The following is a 12,603-nucleotide window of genomic DNA, read 5'->3' as shown; positions in this document are numbered from 1 at the left end:
AAAACACACCTTTTACATCTAATCCGTGAGACCTAGCAGCACCAACAGCAGCAATACTTGAACCGCCACTTGAGATTAAATCTTCTAGCACGACGCAAGTACTTCCGTGCTTAAAGCTTCCTTCAATCATCTTTGCTCTTCCGTGGGTTTTGTTTTTTGATAATATATATACTAATGGTTTGTTTAATATATCAGCCACCCAAGCTCCGTGAGCAATAGCTCCAGTAGCAGTTGCTGCTATGTAATCAACATCTCCTGCTTTTTCTTTAATCAAATTCGCTAAATGATTTGCTATGATTTTACGCTCTTTTGGATAGCTAATTAACACACGATTATCACAATATATAGGGCTTTTAATACCACTTGAATATGTGAAAAATTCTTTAGTATTAATAAATATTGCTTCACAATCTTTTAATATTTTTACAACTTCACTTGCAACTTCTTTATTCATTTTCTTCTCCTTTTATACATTGAAAATAAGCTCTAATAGGATTAGAACTCTTTGTAATCATTCTACCAGCTACAATATAATCAATATTGTTTTCTATAGCAAATTTTGGCGTAGCAACCCTTGCTTGGTCATTTGCATCATTGCCTAAAAATCTAATGCCAGGCGTAAGAGCCTTAAGTCCTAAATCTTTAGCAAATTTTGCTTCATAAGCACTACTTACTATACCATCAAGACCTGCTTTTTTGCTGATTAAACAGCGTTGTTTTACGCAATCATTAATGCTTCCATTAAAGCCTAAATCATTTTTAAATTCTTCTTCTTCAAACGAAGTTAATACAGAAATTCCAAATAATTCACACTTGCTACCTAATTCATTTTTAGCATTAACAGCAGCCTTTAAAGCTTGCTCGCCTGCAAAAGAATGAAGGCTTAAAATATCAATATCATTTTTTAAAAGTATCTTAGTAGCATTATAAATAGTATTTGGGATATCAATTAATTTTAAATCTAAAAATATATTAAAACCTAAGTCTTTTAGCTCTTTTAAAAAGTCATTTCCAGCTGTGTAGTATTGCCACATACCGACTTTTAAATAAGGCATAATTAATTTTAAATTATGCTCTTTTGCATAGTTTTCAAGATTTTTTGCTGATAGTTTTGATACAAATTCACGGCTTTGCTCTAAGGTGTCAAAATCTAATGCGATTATGGTTTTCAAATTATCTCCTTTGATTTAATAAAATTATCTCTTTTTAACTCTTTACGACTTAGCATTATGCAAAAATTTATTAAATAAAACATATTGAATTTGTATTTTTAAAAGTTATTTATTACATTATTTAAATAATATAATACAAAAATCAAAAGGAGAAAAAATGGACTTTTTAGACTCATTAAAGCAAATCAAAACAGATATAAAAGAAAATGAAAAGAAAAAAGAGCAAGAATTAGAACTAGCAAAAATAAAACAAAAAGAAGAAGAATTAAGACAAGATTTCATAAATTATATGAATGAAAGCGGAGTTAAAAAAATCTAATTAAGATTTAGAAAATCTAAATCTTAATTAATTGAATTAAGTTTGTCTAATTCAAAAGGTGTAGTTTGATATACATAATAATTTAGCCAGTTGATATAAACGCAATTTGCGTGAGCTCTCCAAGTAAGTTTTGGGGGATTGTTTGGATTATCATCTTTATAATAGTTATAAGGAATATCAACATCTAAGCCGTTTTTAATATCTCTTTTATACTCATTATCTAAAGTAGTGCGAGAGTATTCAGGATGACCTAGGACAAAAACTTGTCTTCTATCAGAACTTCTTATCAAATAGCTTCCTGCTAAATCGCTTTTAGCTAAAATCACTAAAGATTTATGATTTGCTAAGGCTAATTCATCAATTCCTGAATGCCTTGAATGTGGAGCTAAAAACACATCATCAATTCCCCTTAAAATCTCATCTTTACTATCAATTACATCGTGATAAAACACTCCGCTTAATTTCTTTTTTAAAGGAATTTTTGCAATATTGTAATGATAATTTAGCCCAAACATCGCACCATAGCATATATGAAGAGTGCTAAAAACATTGCTTTTGCTCCATTCTAAAATACTAACTAATTCATCATAATAAGTTATTTCGCTAAATTCATATTGTTCTAGCGGAGCTCCTGTTATTATCATTCCATCAAATTTTTTATGCTTTATCTCATCAAATACCAAATAATGCTCGTTTAAGTGGCTTTGACAAGTGTTTTTGCTCTCGTGACTTGCTATTCTTAAAAGCGTGATTTTTACTTGTAAAGGCGTATTAGAAAGCATTCTAAGTAATTCTAATTCAGTTTCTTCTTTGATTGGCATAAGGTTTAAAATCACAAGCTCTAATGGACGAATATCTTGAGAATTTGCTCTTGCTTCGTCCATTACGAAAATATTTTCATTTTCTAGTAAAACTTTTGCTGGAAGATTAGTTTTTATATTAACGGGCATTTTTTCTCCTTTTTTAACTAATTTTGCCATTTTTTACTTGCTAAATACTTAAAATAAAGTTAAACTAATATTTTTTTAAAGGAGAGAAAATGTTAAAACAAGATACTTTATGTATTCACGCAGGTTATGAGCCAAAAAATGGCGAAAGTAGACAAGTGCCAATCATTCAATCAACTACTTACAAATACGATTCTTGTGAATTTATGGGAAAATTATTTGACTTAGAAGAAAGTGGATATTTTTACTCAAGAGTAGCAAATCCTACAAATGATTATGTAGCTAGTAAAATTGCTAAATTAGAAGGAGCAATTGCTGGGGTGCTAACTTCTAGCGGACAAGCGGCTATATTTTTTGCAATTACAAATATTTGTAAAGCAGGAGATCATTTAGTTTGCGTAAATGAGATTTATGGTGGAAGTATAAATCTAATAGGCTTAACACTTAAAAAATTTGGAATTGATTGCACCTTTATTAGTGCAAATAGCACAGATGATGAAATAAGAGCAGCTATTAAAGAAAACACAAAATTAATTTACGCTGAAAGCGTATCAAATCCTGCTTTAGTAGTGCTTGATATTAAAAGATTTGCAAATATTGCTCACGAAAATGAAATTCCATTAGTAATTGATAATACTTTTGCAACTCCTATTAATTGTCAGCCTATAAAACACGGAGCTGATATTGTTATTCATTCAGCTACTAAATATCTTGATGGGCATTCAAGTGTGATTGCTGGGGTTGTGCTTGATAGCGGTAATTTTGATTGGAGTAAGTATCCTAAAAAATTTGCAGATTTTAACACCCCTGATGAGTCATATCACGGATTAATCTATACGCAAAAATTTGGCAAATTAGCGTATATTGTAAAAATGATTGTTCAATTAATGAGAGATATAGGTGCTTGCTTACCTGCAACTAGTGCATATATGCTATCAACTCATATTGAAAGCCTACCTTTAAGAATGGCAAAACACTGCGAAAATGCAAAAAAAATTGCAGAATTTTTAGAAAATAATGAATATATTGAAAGCGTAAATTGCCCTATGCTAAAAAGTAGTCCTTATTATAATCTAGCTTTAGAATATATGCCTAATGGGGTTTGTGGGGTTATTAGCTTTACATTAAAAGCAAATAAAGCTAAGGCAGTTAAGTTTTTAGATAGCTTAAAATTAATAATGATAGCAACTCATGTAGCTGATGCAAGAAGCTGTATTTTACACCCTGCAAGTCATACTCATAGACAATTAAATGAAGCTGAATTAATAAAAGCTGGAGTTAGCGAAGGTCTTGTAAGGCTTTCTGTTGGTATTGAAAATGCTGATGATTTAATAGCTGATATTAAACAAGCATTAGAAGTTACTTTTAAGTAATTCGTATTTGAAATTCTTATAAAATTATAAGAATTTCAATCTATATTATTTATCTTTTAAGTCCATTTACGATTGATAGCATTTCATCACTTGTAGTGATTGCTTTAGAGTTTGCTTCATAAGCTCTTTGACCTGTGATTAAATCAGTCATTTCTTCTACTAATTGCACGTTACTCATCTCTACGAAGTTTTGCTTAATTTGACCAAAACCATTAGTCCCACCCGTGCCAACTACAACTGCTCCACTAGCACTAGTTTCAAGGAAATTATTATCCCCTAATGCGTGTAAGCCACTAGGATTTATGAAGTTTGCTAATTCAATTTGACCTAGTTGCACTGCTTCAGGATTACCCGCTTGAATTACACTTACAACCCCATCAGTTCCTATCCCAATAGCAACTGCATCTTCAGGGATTGTAATTTCAGGGATTAATCTATATCCATCACTATTTACGATAGTTCCTTCACTATCTAGCTTAAAAGCACCATTTCTTGTATATGCCGTAGTGCCATCAGGTAGCTGAACTTGGAAAAAACCATTACCTGCTATTACCATATCTAATTGATTGCCTGTTTCTTTGAAATATCCTTGTGTAAATTGCTTTGTGATTGCTGTTGGGCGAACCCCAAGACCTACTTCAATACCTGTTGGACTTTGCGTTGTTGTGCTTGTGCTAGTTCCTGCGTATTCCATTACTTGATACATTAAATCAGCAAATTCTGCTCTATTTTTTTTGTATCCCATAGTATTTACATTGGCAATATTATGAGATGTTGTATCAATTTGTGTTTGCTGTGCTATCATTCCTGTTGCTGCTGTATATAAAGACCTAAGCATTTTTACTCCTATTTAACATTTGCTAATTTATTTATTGCATCGCTATTTAGCTCATCCATATGGCTAGTCATTACTTTTTGATACATTTCAACTAAACGATGAGTTTCTATAAGACCTACCATTTCATTAACGGCATTTACATTACTCATTTCTAAAAACCCACTCGCAAGTGCATTTGAGCCCTCGAAATCCTGCATTTTAGTTAAATCATCTAATTTATAAAGATTATCTCCTATCTTTTCTAAATCCCTTGTATCATCCATCCTAGCTACAAAAATCCTATTTGCTACTTCACCATCTAAATAGACATTTCCATCTGAATCAATAGTTAATCTTTGATTATCTCCTACTTGAATGCCATCATTTGCAGGGTCTTCAAAATAATTCGAGCTTAATAATCTATCTCCATTTTTTGTAACTATAAAGCCATCTTCATCTAGACTAAATGCTCCATTTTTGCTAAATTTCACACTACCATCTGATGAGCGAACCATAAAAAAACAATCACTTCTTTTGATTGCAATATCTAAAGGATTGTTGGTCGGACGGATTGCACCTACGCTAAAATCTGTGTATTCTATATCAATATTAGGAACTCTATTTATGGTTTGATTTATGTATTTTGCAGCTTGTTTTGTATGATTATCAATTGGCATATTTTGCATTTCTTCATCATAAAGCCTTTTAAAATCAGCGATTACTACATTATCTCTTTTATAACCTGCAGTATTTACATTAGCTAAATTATTAGAGATAACATTTAAGCGATTTAGTTGAGTAACCATTGCTCCTGTAGCTTGATAAAATCCGTTTTGCATAACTTTCCTTAAATATTTTATATTTTGATAAAAGCAAAACTTATTCCAAAATAAGATAAACTTCTAAAAATTTTTAGAGTTTATCTTAAAATCAAATTCTTTATTTTTTATTTTTCATAATTTTGTCAAAAAATACAGAATTTAAAAAAGCCATTAAGCATATGAAAATAATGTAATATCCACTACCAATATCAAATTTTCCGTGTGATTGAACTACGATAATTGGAGTTAAAAATCCTGCTATCGCATAAGCTAAATTATAAGAAAATCCTATGCCTGTATATCTAATACTAGCCTTATAAAGCCTACACATAAATAATGATGTAAAATTAACAATACCACCAAAAAACGCCGAAGCAAAATAAAATATACAAGTTAAAGTAAAATCCTTTAAAACATATAAAGAATAAAAATACATAGTGCTAGTAAAAACTAATAAAGTAGCAAAAATTTTGCAAATTAAACTAGCTTTAAATCTATCAGCCAATGCCCCACAAACAACAAGTCCAATCATCATAAATATACTCGCAATAATTTGTAAGCTAGTATTTAAAGCAGGATTAATATTTAAAATACCTTTCATAAAATTAGGCATCATTATTAAAAATACTAAAACACAAGCAGTAAGAACAATAGTTAAAAACATTGATAAAATTATTTCCATTTTATAATCTTTTATGACTGATTTTATAGGAAAATCGCTTAATTGTTTTTCAGCTTGAAGTTGCTTAAAAATAGGAGTTTCTTGCAAAAATCTTCTAAGATAAATGCTAATTAGACCAAAAATACCACCTATTAAGAAAGGAATTCTATACGCATAATCTTTTATTTCATCTTCTGTGAAATTTAGTTGAAGCAATAACGCACTTAAAGCTCCTAAAGTAATACCACCACAAACCCCACTAGTTAAAACTCCTAAAAACAATGCCTTTTTATTATCAGGACTATGTTCATATATAAAAGCCCAAGCACCAGGTAACTCTCCACCAATTGCAACGCCTTGAACTAATCTAATAGCTAATAAAATAGCAATAGCAAAATAGCCAATTTGCTCATAAGTAGGCATAATCGCAAAAATAAATGTAGGAATTACCATTAAAATAATGCTTAATAAAAACATATTTTTCCTACCAAACTTATCGCCAAAATGTGCCATTATAACTCCACCTAATGGACGAGCTAAATACCCTGCAGCAAAAGCTCCATAAGTGTTTAATAATTTTATACTCTCATCAAGCTCTTTTGGAAAAAAATGATGTGTAAAATACGGAGTAAATAATGCAAATATAATAAAATCATAAAATTCTAATGTCCCACCTAATGCACTTAATGCTAAGGTTTTTGTATCTTTTTTTGTAATAGTTTTCATCAAATTCCTTTAAATTTCTTTGTTTTTTTTATTTCTAATTTTGATTTTGTTAATGATTATTAATTTGAGTAAGAGTATATAGGTAAGGCTTTGCCTTACCAATAGATATAAGTTTTTGTAGATTTAATATCTGCGTAGTTTAAAATTGTGCCATCTTCTAAAGTGATTTTTTCATCATCAGCACTAAGTAATTTTGAGATAATTTCTTCTTTTTCTTTAGTTTTAATTTTTAGTATCTCACCTATACTAAGTTTAAAATGCTCTATTTTAGTAAGCTTTCTTTCAAGTCCAGGAGAGCTTACTTCTAAAAAGTATTTTTCATCTGTAGGTGGATTTAAATCAAGTATAGGAGAAATCAATCTACTAAATTGCTCGCAATCATCAAGGCTAACTGATTTACTTTCTCCATCTTTTAAGATGAAAATTCTATAAATAAAGTTATTGCCTTCTTTTGCTAATTCAGTATCATAAATCACTAAATTAAGCTGTTTAGCTAAATTCTCTAGCTCCATTTATTTCTTTTCCTTATTAATTTGCTTAAATAATTCTTCTATTCTATTAATTTTATCTAAACTATCGTCAAACCTAAAATGAAAATTTGGACATCTATACATACCAAGCGCTCCTAAGCAATGAGCTTGCAATACTTTACTAACTCTTTTTAGCTTAGAAAGAACTAAATTTTGTTCATCTTTTGTAAGCGACATTTTATCTAAATATATAAAAGCATCATAACGACCCTTTTTACAATCTACATCATTTACTAATAGACCACTTAATAAAGGATCATCTAAGTTTGCTAAAGCTTCTCCTACTAATTCCTTTAGCAAACTTTGTGTTCTTAGGCGTTTTATTTGTGCTTTATCATTCATTATAAACTAGCCTTACTTTGAACTTCTTTATAACTTTCTATAAAATCGCCTTCTCTCATATCATTAAATCCAACGATACCAACACCACATTCATAACCTTTGCTAACTTCTCTAGCGTCGTCTTTAAAGCGTTTAAGTGAGCTAATCTCTCCTTCAAACACTACAACACCTTCACGAATAACACGGATTTTAGCCCCTCTTACTATACTTCCATCAGTTACCATACATCCTGCTATTTGTCCTACTTTTGGCACATTGATTACTTGTCTAATTTCAGCTTGTCCGAGTTGCTCTTCGCTAATAATAGGACTCATTAAACCACCTAAAATAGCCTTAATTTCATCAATTAAATTGTAAATTACATTATATGTTTTAATCTCAACCTTAGCTTCTTTTGCTTTTTCCTTAATATCCCCTGTTGGACGAACATTAAAGCCAACTATAACACCACCACTAGCTTGTGCTAAAGCAATATCTCCTTGAGATATTCCACCAACACCACCTAAAACAATATCAACTTTTACCTCATCATTTGAAAGCTTTTCAAGACTTCCTCTAATAGCTTCTAATGTTCCACCTACATCGGCTTTTAAAATAACAGGTAATGATTTTAAATTCCCTTCTTTAATTTTTGCACTTAATTCATCAAGGCTTACTTTTGTTGATTTGCTTAATTCTTTTTGTCTTAAATATTCGTGGCGTTTTTGTGCGTAATCTCTTGCTTCTTTATCAGTTGCAACACTAATTAAAGTCTCACCTGCATCAGGAATTTCATTAAGACCCATAATTACACCACACTCGCCTGGTAAAATCTCTTTTAGTGCGTTACCTTTGCTATCTGTAATACTTTTTACCCTACCATAAGCAATGCCTGCTACAACGGTATCTCCTACTCTTAGCGTTCCATTTTCCATAATCACAGTAGTTACTACACCACGACCTTTTTGTAAAGAACTTTCAACTATATTTGCTTTTGCAGCTGTATTCTTATTTGCTTTAAGCTCTAAAATTTCAGCTTGTAATAAGATAATTTCAAGTAAATCTTCAATTCCAGTTCCCTTTAAAGCACTAATATGAACGAATTCATGACTTCCACCCCACTCAGTTGGCATAATATCAAGCTCTGCTAATTGGGTTTTAACTCTATCAGGATTTGCTGCTTCTTTATCTATTTTATTAACAGCGATAATGATTGGAACACCAGCTGCTTTTGCATGCGAAATTGCTTCTTTTGTTTGTGGTTTTACACCATCATCAGCTGCAACAACGATAATTACTATATCAGTAACACTAGCACCCCTAGCTCTCATCGCTGAAAATGCTTCGTGACCTGGAGTATCAATAAAGGTTATATTTTTACCATTTTTATTAACCATATAAGCACCAACATGCTGAGTAATTCCACCTGCTTCGCCACTTGCTACACGACTATTTCTAATATAATCAAGCAAACTTGTCTTACCATGATCAACATGCCCCATAATTGTTACAACAGGAACTTTAATATCTTTTAATTCTTCTTGATTTTCTTCATAATCAGCAACATAATCAAATTGTGCAGTCTCATCAAAAAAGCTTATTTCAATTCCAAACTCAAGTCCTAAAATCTCAATAGTTTCTTCATCTAAGAAATCATTTTTAGTAGTCATCATTCCTTGCATAAATAATTTTGAAATTAATTCACTATCTTTTTTACCTAACTTCTCTGCTAATTCATAAAGTCTTATTTCTTTAGGAATTTTAATACTTGTAATTTCTTCGCTACTTTGTTCTTTTTTATATGCTTTTGATTTTTTACGGCGAGACCTTGCTATTGAAGTATTTGTAAATTGATTGATTTGGTTATTAAATGCACTTCTTAATGAAGTTTGTGCCTTTGCAGGCTTTTCAATATCTTCTTTTCTTTCATTAAATGAAAAATCAGGCATAACCACAACATCATCTTCATCATCATTAATCTCTGCAAAATTAGTATCAAAATCCATCTTAGATGAACTTTCTTTTCTTGCTGCTGGAACTATTTTTTTAGCTTTTTTCTTTTTTAAGCTTTCATCTGTGCTAAATATTGAAGCAAACGATACGGGCTCTTTTGATTGAGCTTTAGGCTTAACCTCTTCTTTAACTTCTTCTTTTGCTGCATTTTTCTTCTTAATAATTACTAAGCCACGGCGTTTTTCAAGCCCACTTCTTGCAAGACTTACAGGTTCTTCTTGCACTAATTCTTCTTTTGCTATTTCTTTGCTTTTCATTTCTTCTTTAACTTCTACCTTAGTGATTTTTTCTTCTACTATTTTTTCTTCTTTAGTTTCTTGTTTATCTTCTTTGGTTTCTTCTTTAAGAATTTCTTTTTGTTTGCTTTCAGTTTTTTTTGTTTTTTCAATCTTTTCAGTCTTTGTACTTTTTTCAGCTTTTTCAGTTTTACTTTTTGTTGTTTTAGAAGTAGTTGATTTTGTACTAGATTTTTTGGCACTTTTACTTGATTTTGCAACTTCATCTTTTAAAATTTGTTGAATTGTTCCATTTTTTAAATACTCATATATTGCTGCTGCTACATCTTCACTTACAGCTTTTTGAGGTGATTTATAATCAAATCCTAATTCATTAATTTTTTCTAAAGTTTCTTTATTTTGATAACCTAATTCCGCTGCTATTTCACTAATTTTTATATTCGCCATTTAAAAACCTTTCTTTTAATTTACTAGCAAGTTCTTTTTTATCTATATTAATTTTTATAACTTTTTGCAAAGACTTTAAAAAATCACTATCATCTTTTTTAAGGCATTCATCACATAAATACATACTTCTACCGCTATTAAATTGAAATAAAACTTCATTTAAAGACACTTGAAAACGCTTTAAATCAGTTTGATTTTTTCTAATCTTGCAAATAATACACATTCTAATAGGTTTTGCTTTTTTCATAATCTTTTAATTTTAATTGTTTTTGCTTAACAGAAGTCTTAAAAGCTTTATTTTCAAACATTTTAATTTTCTATTCTAAATTCTTTAAAAGATTTAGAATAGAAAGAATAAAAATTAAGATTTAGATTTTTCCATACGGCGTCTTAGAGTTGGGTCTAAATAACGCTTTCTAATACGAATATTAATTGGAGTTACTTCTACTAATTCATCTTCTTCAATCCACTCCATAGCACGCTCTAAAGTAGGTTTTCTAGGTGGAACTAATTTAATAGCATCATCACTACCACTAGCACGAACATTGGTTAGGTTTTTACCTTTTATAGGATTTACATCAAGGTCATTCGGACGACTATGCTCGCCTATAATCATACCAACATAAGTTTTTGCTTGAGGGTCTATAAATAAAACACCCCTATCTTGAAGATTCCATAATGAATAAGCTAATGCAACACCATTTTCCATACTCACTAATGCTCCATTTTGGCGTTTTTCAACACTACCAACAAAAGGTCTAAATTCCATAAAACTATGATTCATTATACCTTCACCTTTTGTATCTGTTAAAAACTGACTTCTAAATCCAATTAGCCCACGAGCAGGAATTTCAAACTCAAGTCTAGTTTGTCCATCTCCTGTTGGAACCATACTTTTCATCTCAGCTCTTCTTCTTCCAAGCTTTTCAATAACCGTTCCACTAAACTCATCAGGAACATCAATAACTAGATTTTCAAAAGGCTCTGTTTTAACTCCATTTTCAATTTTTACGATAACTTCAGGGCGTCCAAGACAAAACTCAAAACCTTCTCTTCTCATATTTTCAGCTAAAATCGTAATTTGTAATTCACCACGACCACTTACTTTAAACTTACCTTCGCCAATATTTTCATATTTCATAGCGATATTTGTCTTCATTTCGCTTTCTAATCTTTCAGCGATTTTATTACTTGTAACATGCTTTCCTTCAGTTCCTGCTAAAGGTCCATCATTTACGCTAAATACAACGCTTAAAGTAGGTTCTTCTATATGTAGTGGGTCAAGTGGCATAGGATTGCTAGGATCAACTACGCTATCTCCAACATCTAAAGCATCAAAACCTGCAATTGCTACGATATCTCCTGTGCTAGCACTATCAATATCCATTTTTTCTAAACCTAAAAATCCAATTAGTTTTGAAATTCTTCCTGTGTGTTTTGTCCCATCAGCCTTAGCTAACATTACATTTTGATTTTTTGAAATTGTTCCATTGAAAATTCTAGCAATTCCAATTTTACCAACGAAGTTATCATAACCTAATGTAAATACTTGTAATTGTAAAGGATTTTCATTACTACCACTTGGTGCTGGAACATGCTCAATTATCTTGTCAAATAAAGGTTGCATATCCTTACTATCATCATCTAATTCATTTTTTGCAATACCTTCTTTTCCAATTGCATAAATTACAGGGAAATCTAATTGCTCATCAGTTGCATCAAGTGCAGCAAAAAGGTCAAATACTTCATTAATTACTCTATCAGGTTCAGCTGCAGCTTTATCTATTTTATTTACCACAACTATTGGTCTAAGACCTAATGCTAATGCTTTTTTAACAACGAATTTAGTTTGTGGCATAACACCTTCTTGAGCATCAACGATTAATAAAACCCCATCAATCATCTTTAAAACACGCTCAACTTCTCCACCAAAATCTGCGTGGCCTGGAGTATCAATTATGTTAATTTTTGTGCCTTTATAATTAATTGCTGTGTTTTTTGAAAGAATTGTAATTCCACGCTCTTTTTCAATATCATTACTATCCATAACGCGTTCATCAACTTGGTCTCTTTCGCTAAATGTTCCTGATTGTTTTAATAACTGATCAACCATTGTAGTCTTACCATGATCAACGTGTGCGATTACTGCTATATTTCTAATACTCAATGTTTTCTCCTTGATTTTAAAGTAAAAGTTTAATTAATTTAGGTTAATTTTTA

General features: G+C 30.8%; 13 protein-coding genes. 2 read left to right on the top strand and 11 right to left on the bottom strand.

The window, feature by feature from the left end; genetic code table 11:
* Both AVBRAN12640_RS00835 and pyrF read right to left on the bottom strand, forming a co-directional pair.
* Positions 1 to 454, bottom strand: a 454-nt coding sequence (locus AVBRAN12640_RS00835) for an orotate phosphoribosyltransferase (RefSeq protein WP_336612943.1), incomplete at its 3' end; no start/stop codon positions are given.
* Entirely contained in the window at positions 447 to 1,172 is a 726-nt protein-coding gene (pyrF, locus tag AVBRAN12640_RS00830) for an orotidine-5'-phosphate decarboxylase (RefSeq protein WP_336608381.1), read from the bottom strand. The genes AVBRAN12640_RS00835 and pyrF, both read right to left, overlap by 8 nt.
* A 157-nt stretch (positions 1,173 to 1,329) precedes the next feature.
* Between pyrF and AVBRAN12640_RS00825 the strand changes: the two genes are divergently transcribed.
* A complete protein-coding gene (locus AVBRAN12640_RS00825) occupies positions 1,330 to 1,491 on the top strand; it encodes a hypothetical protein (RefSeq protein WP_214116808.1) in 162 nt (53 codons plus the stop codon).
* Between the two features lie 23 nt (positions 1,492 to 1,514).
* Here AVBRAN12640_RS00825 and AVBRAN12640_RS00820 read toward each other — a convergent pair whose 3' ends face one another.
* Positions 1,515 to 2,441, bottom strand: a complete 927-nt coding sequence (locus tag AVBRAN12640_RS00820; protein ID WP_214149860.1) for a homoserine O-succinyltransferase — start codon at positions 2,439 to 2,441, stop codon at positions 1,515 to 1,517.
* Positions 2,442 to 2,530: 89 nt separating this feature from the next.
* Here AVBRAN12640_RS00820 and AVBRAN12640_RS00815 point away from each other — a divergent pair, with 89 nt between their 5' ends.
* Complete coding sequence (locus AVBRAN12640_RS00815) at positions 2,531 to 3,811, top strand: O-acetylhomoserine aminocarboxypropyltransferase/cysteine synthase family protein (RefSeq protein ID WP_336608380.1); 1,281 nt, start codon at positions 2,531 to 2,533, stop codon at positions 3,809 to 3,811.
* 49 nt (positions 3,812 to 3,860) lie between these two features.
* On the opposite strand, the gene flgG is transcribed toward AVBRAN12640_RS00815, so the two are convergent.
* From flgG to typA, 8 genes are all read right to left on the bottom strand, one after another.
* Positions 3,861 to 4,649 carry a flagellar basal-body rod protein FlgG gene (gene flgG, locus AVBRAN12640_RS00810; protein WP_214116814.1) on the bottom strand — a complete coding sequence of 263 codons (789 nt, stop codon included), beginning with the start codon at positions 4,647 to 4,649 and terminating at the stop codon, positions 3,861 to 3,863.
* An 8-nt stretch (positions 4,650 to 4,657) separates the two neighbouring features.
* A complete protein-coding gene (locus tag AVBRAN12640_RS00805) occupies positions 4,658 to 5,467 on the bottom strand; it encodes a flagellar hook-basal body protein (RefSeq protein WP_214116815.1) in 810 nt (269 codons plus the stop codon).
* 100 nt (positions 5,468 to 5,567) lie between these two features.
* Positions 5,568 to 6,836: an MFS transporter gene (locus AVBRAN12640_RS00800; RefSeq protein ID WP_336608379.1), complete on the bottom strand. Its 1,269-nt coding sequence runs from the start codon at positions 6,834 to 6,836 to the stop codon at positions 5,568 to 5,570.
* Between the two features lie 95 nt (positions 6,837 to 6,931).
* Entirely contained in the window at positions 6,932 to 7,348 is a 417-nt protein-coding gene (locus AVBRAN12640_RS00795; protein WP_336608378.1) for a ribosome maturation factor, read from the bottom strand.
* A complete protein-coding gene (gene rbfA / locus AVBRAN12640_RS00790; RefSeq protein ID WP_214116821.1) occupies positions 7,349 to 7,708 on the bottom strand; it encodes a 30S ribosome-binding factor RbfA in 360 nt (119 codons plus the stop codon).
* Complete coding sequence (infB, locus tag AVBRAN12640_RS00785; protein ID WP_214119782.1) at positions 7,708 to 10,383, bottom strand: translation initiation factor IF-2; 2,676 nt, start codon at positions 10,381 to 10,383, stop codon at positions 7,708 to 7,710. The genes rbfA and infB overlap by 1 nt, the downstream gene beginning before the upstream one ends.
* A complete protein-coding gene (locus AVBRAN12640_RS00780) occupies positions 10,364 to 10,630 on the bottom strand; it encodes a DUF448 domain-containing protein (RefSeq protein ID WP_214116825.1) in 267 nt (88 codons plus the stop codon). The genes infB and AVBRAN12640_RS00780 overlap by 20 nt, the downstream gene beginning before the upstream one ends.
* 114 nt (positions 10,631 to 10,744) lie before the next feature.
* Complete coding sequence (gene typA / locus AVBRAN12640_RS00775; RefSeq protein ID WP_214116827.1) at positions 10,745 to 12,550, bottom strand: translational GTPase TypA; 1,806 nt, start codon at positions 12,548 to 12,550, stop codon at positions 10,745 to 10,747.
* Between the last annotated feature and the right edge of the window lie 53 nt (positions 12,551 to 12,603).

Source organism: Campylobacter sp. RM12640 (assembly GCF_020137595.1).
Lineage (GTDB): Bacteria > Campylobacterota > Campylobacteria > Campylobacterales > Campylobacteraceae > Campylobacter_E.
This window is presented reverse-complemented; position numbering and strand designations above follow the sequence as displayed.

Excerpts from the sequence above, each read along its gene's own strand:
- AVBRAN12640_RS00815 (WP_336608380.1), top strand. The coding sequence starts at position 2,531 with ATGTTAAAACAAGATACTTTATGTATTCACGCAGGTTATGAGCCAAAA.
- AVBRAN12640_RS00825 (WP_214116808.1), top strand. The coding sequence starts at position 1,330 with ATGGACTTTTTAGACTCATTAAAGCAAATCAAAACAGATATAAAAGAA.
- rbfA (WP_214116821.1), bottom strand. The coding sequence starts at position 7,708 with ATGAATGATAAAGCACAAATAAAACGCCTAAGAACACAAAGTTTGCTA.
- infB (WP_214119782.1), bottom strand. The coding sequence starts at position 10,383 with ATGGCGAATATAAAAATTAGTGAAATAGCAGCGGAATTAGGTTATCAA.
- AVBRAN12640_RS00805 (WP_214116815.1), bottom strand. The coding sequence starts at position 5,467 with ATGCAAAACGGATTTTATCAAGCTACAGGAGCAATGGTTACTCAACTA.
- AVBRAN12640_RS00780 (WP_214116825.1), bottom strand. The coding sequence starts at position 10,630 with ATGAAAAAAGCAAAACCTATTAGAATGTGTATTATTTGCAAGATTAGA.
- AVBRAN12640_RS00800 (WP_336608379.1), bottom strand. The coding sequence starts at position 6,836 with ATGAAAACTATTACAAAAAAAGATACAAAAACCTTAGCATTAAGTGCA.
- flgG (WP_214116814.1), bottom strand. The coding sequence starts at position 4,649 with ATGCTTAGGTCTTTATATACAGCAGCAACAGGAATGATAGCACAGCAA.
- AVBRAN12640_RS00795 (WP_336608378.1), bottom strand. The coding sequence starts at position 7,348 with ATGGAGCTAGAGAATTTAGCTAAACAGCTTAATTTAGTGATTTATGAT.
- AVBRAN12640_RS00820 (WP_214149860.1), bottom strand. The coding sequence starts at position 2,441 with ATGCCCGTTAATATAAAAACTAATCTTCCAGCAAAAGTTTTACTAGAA.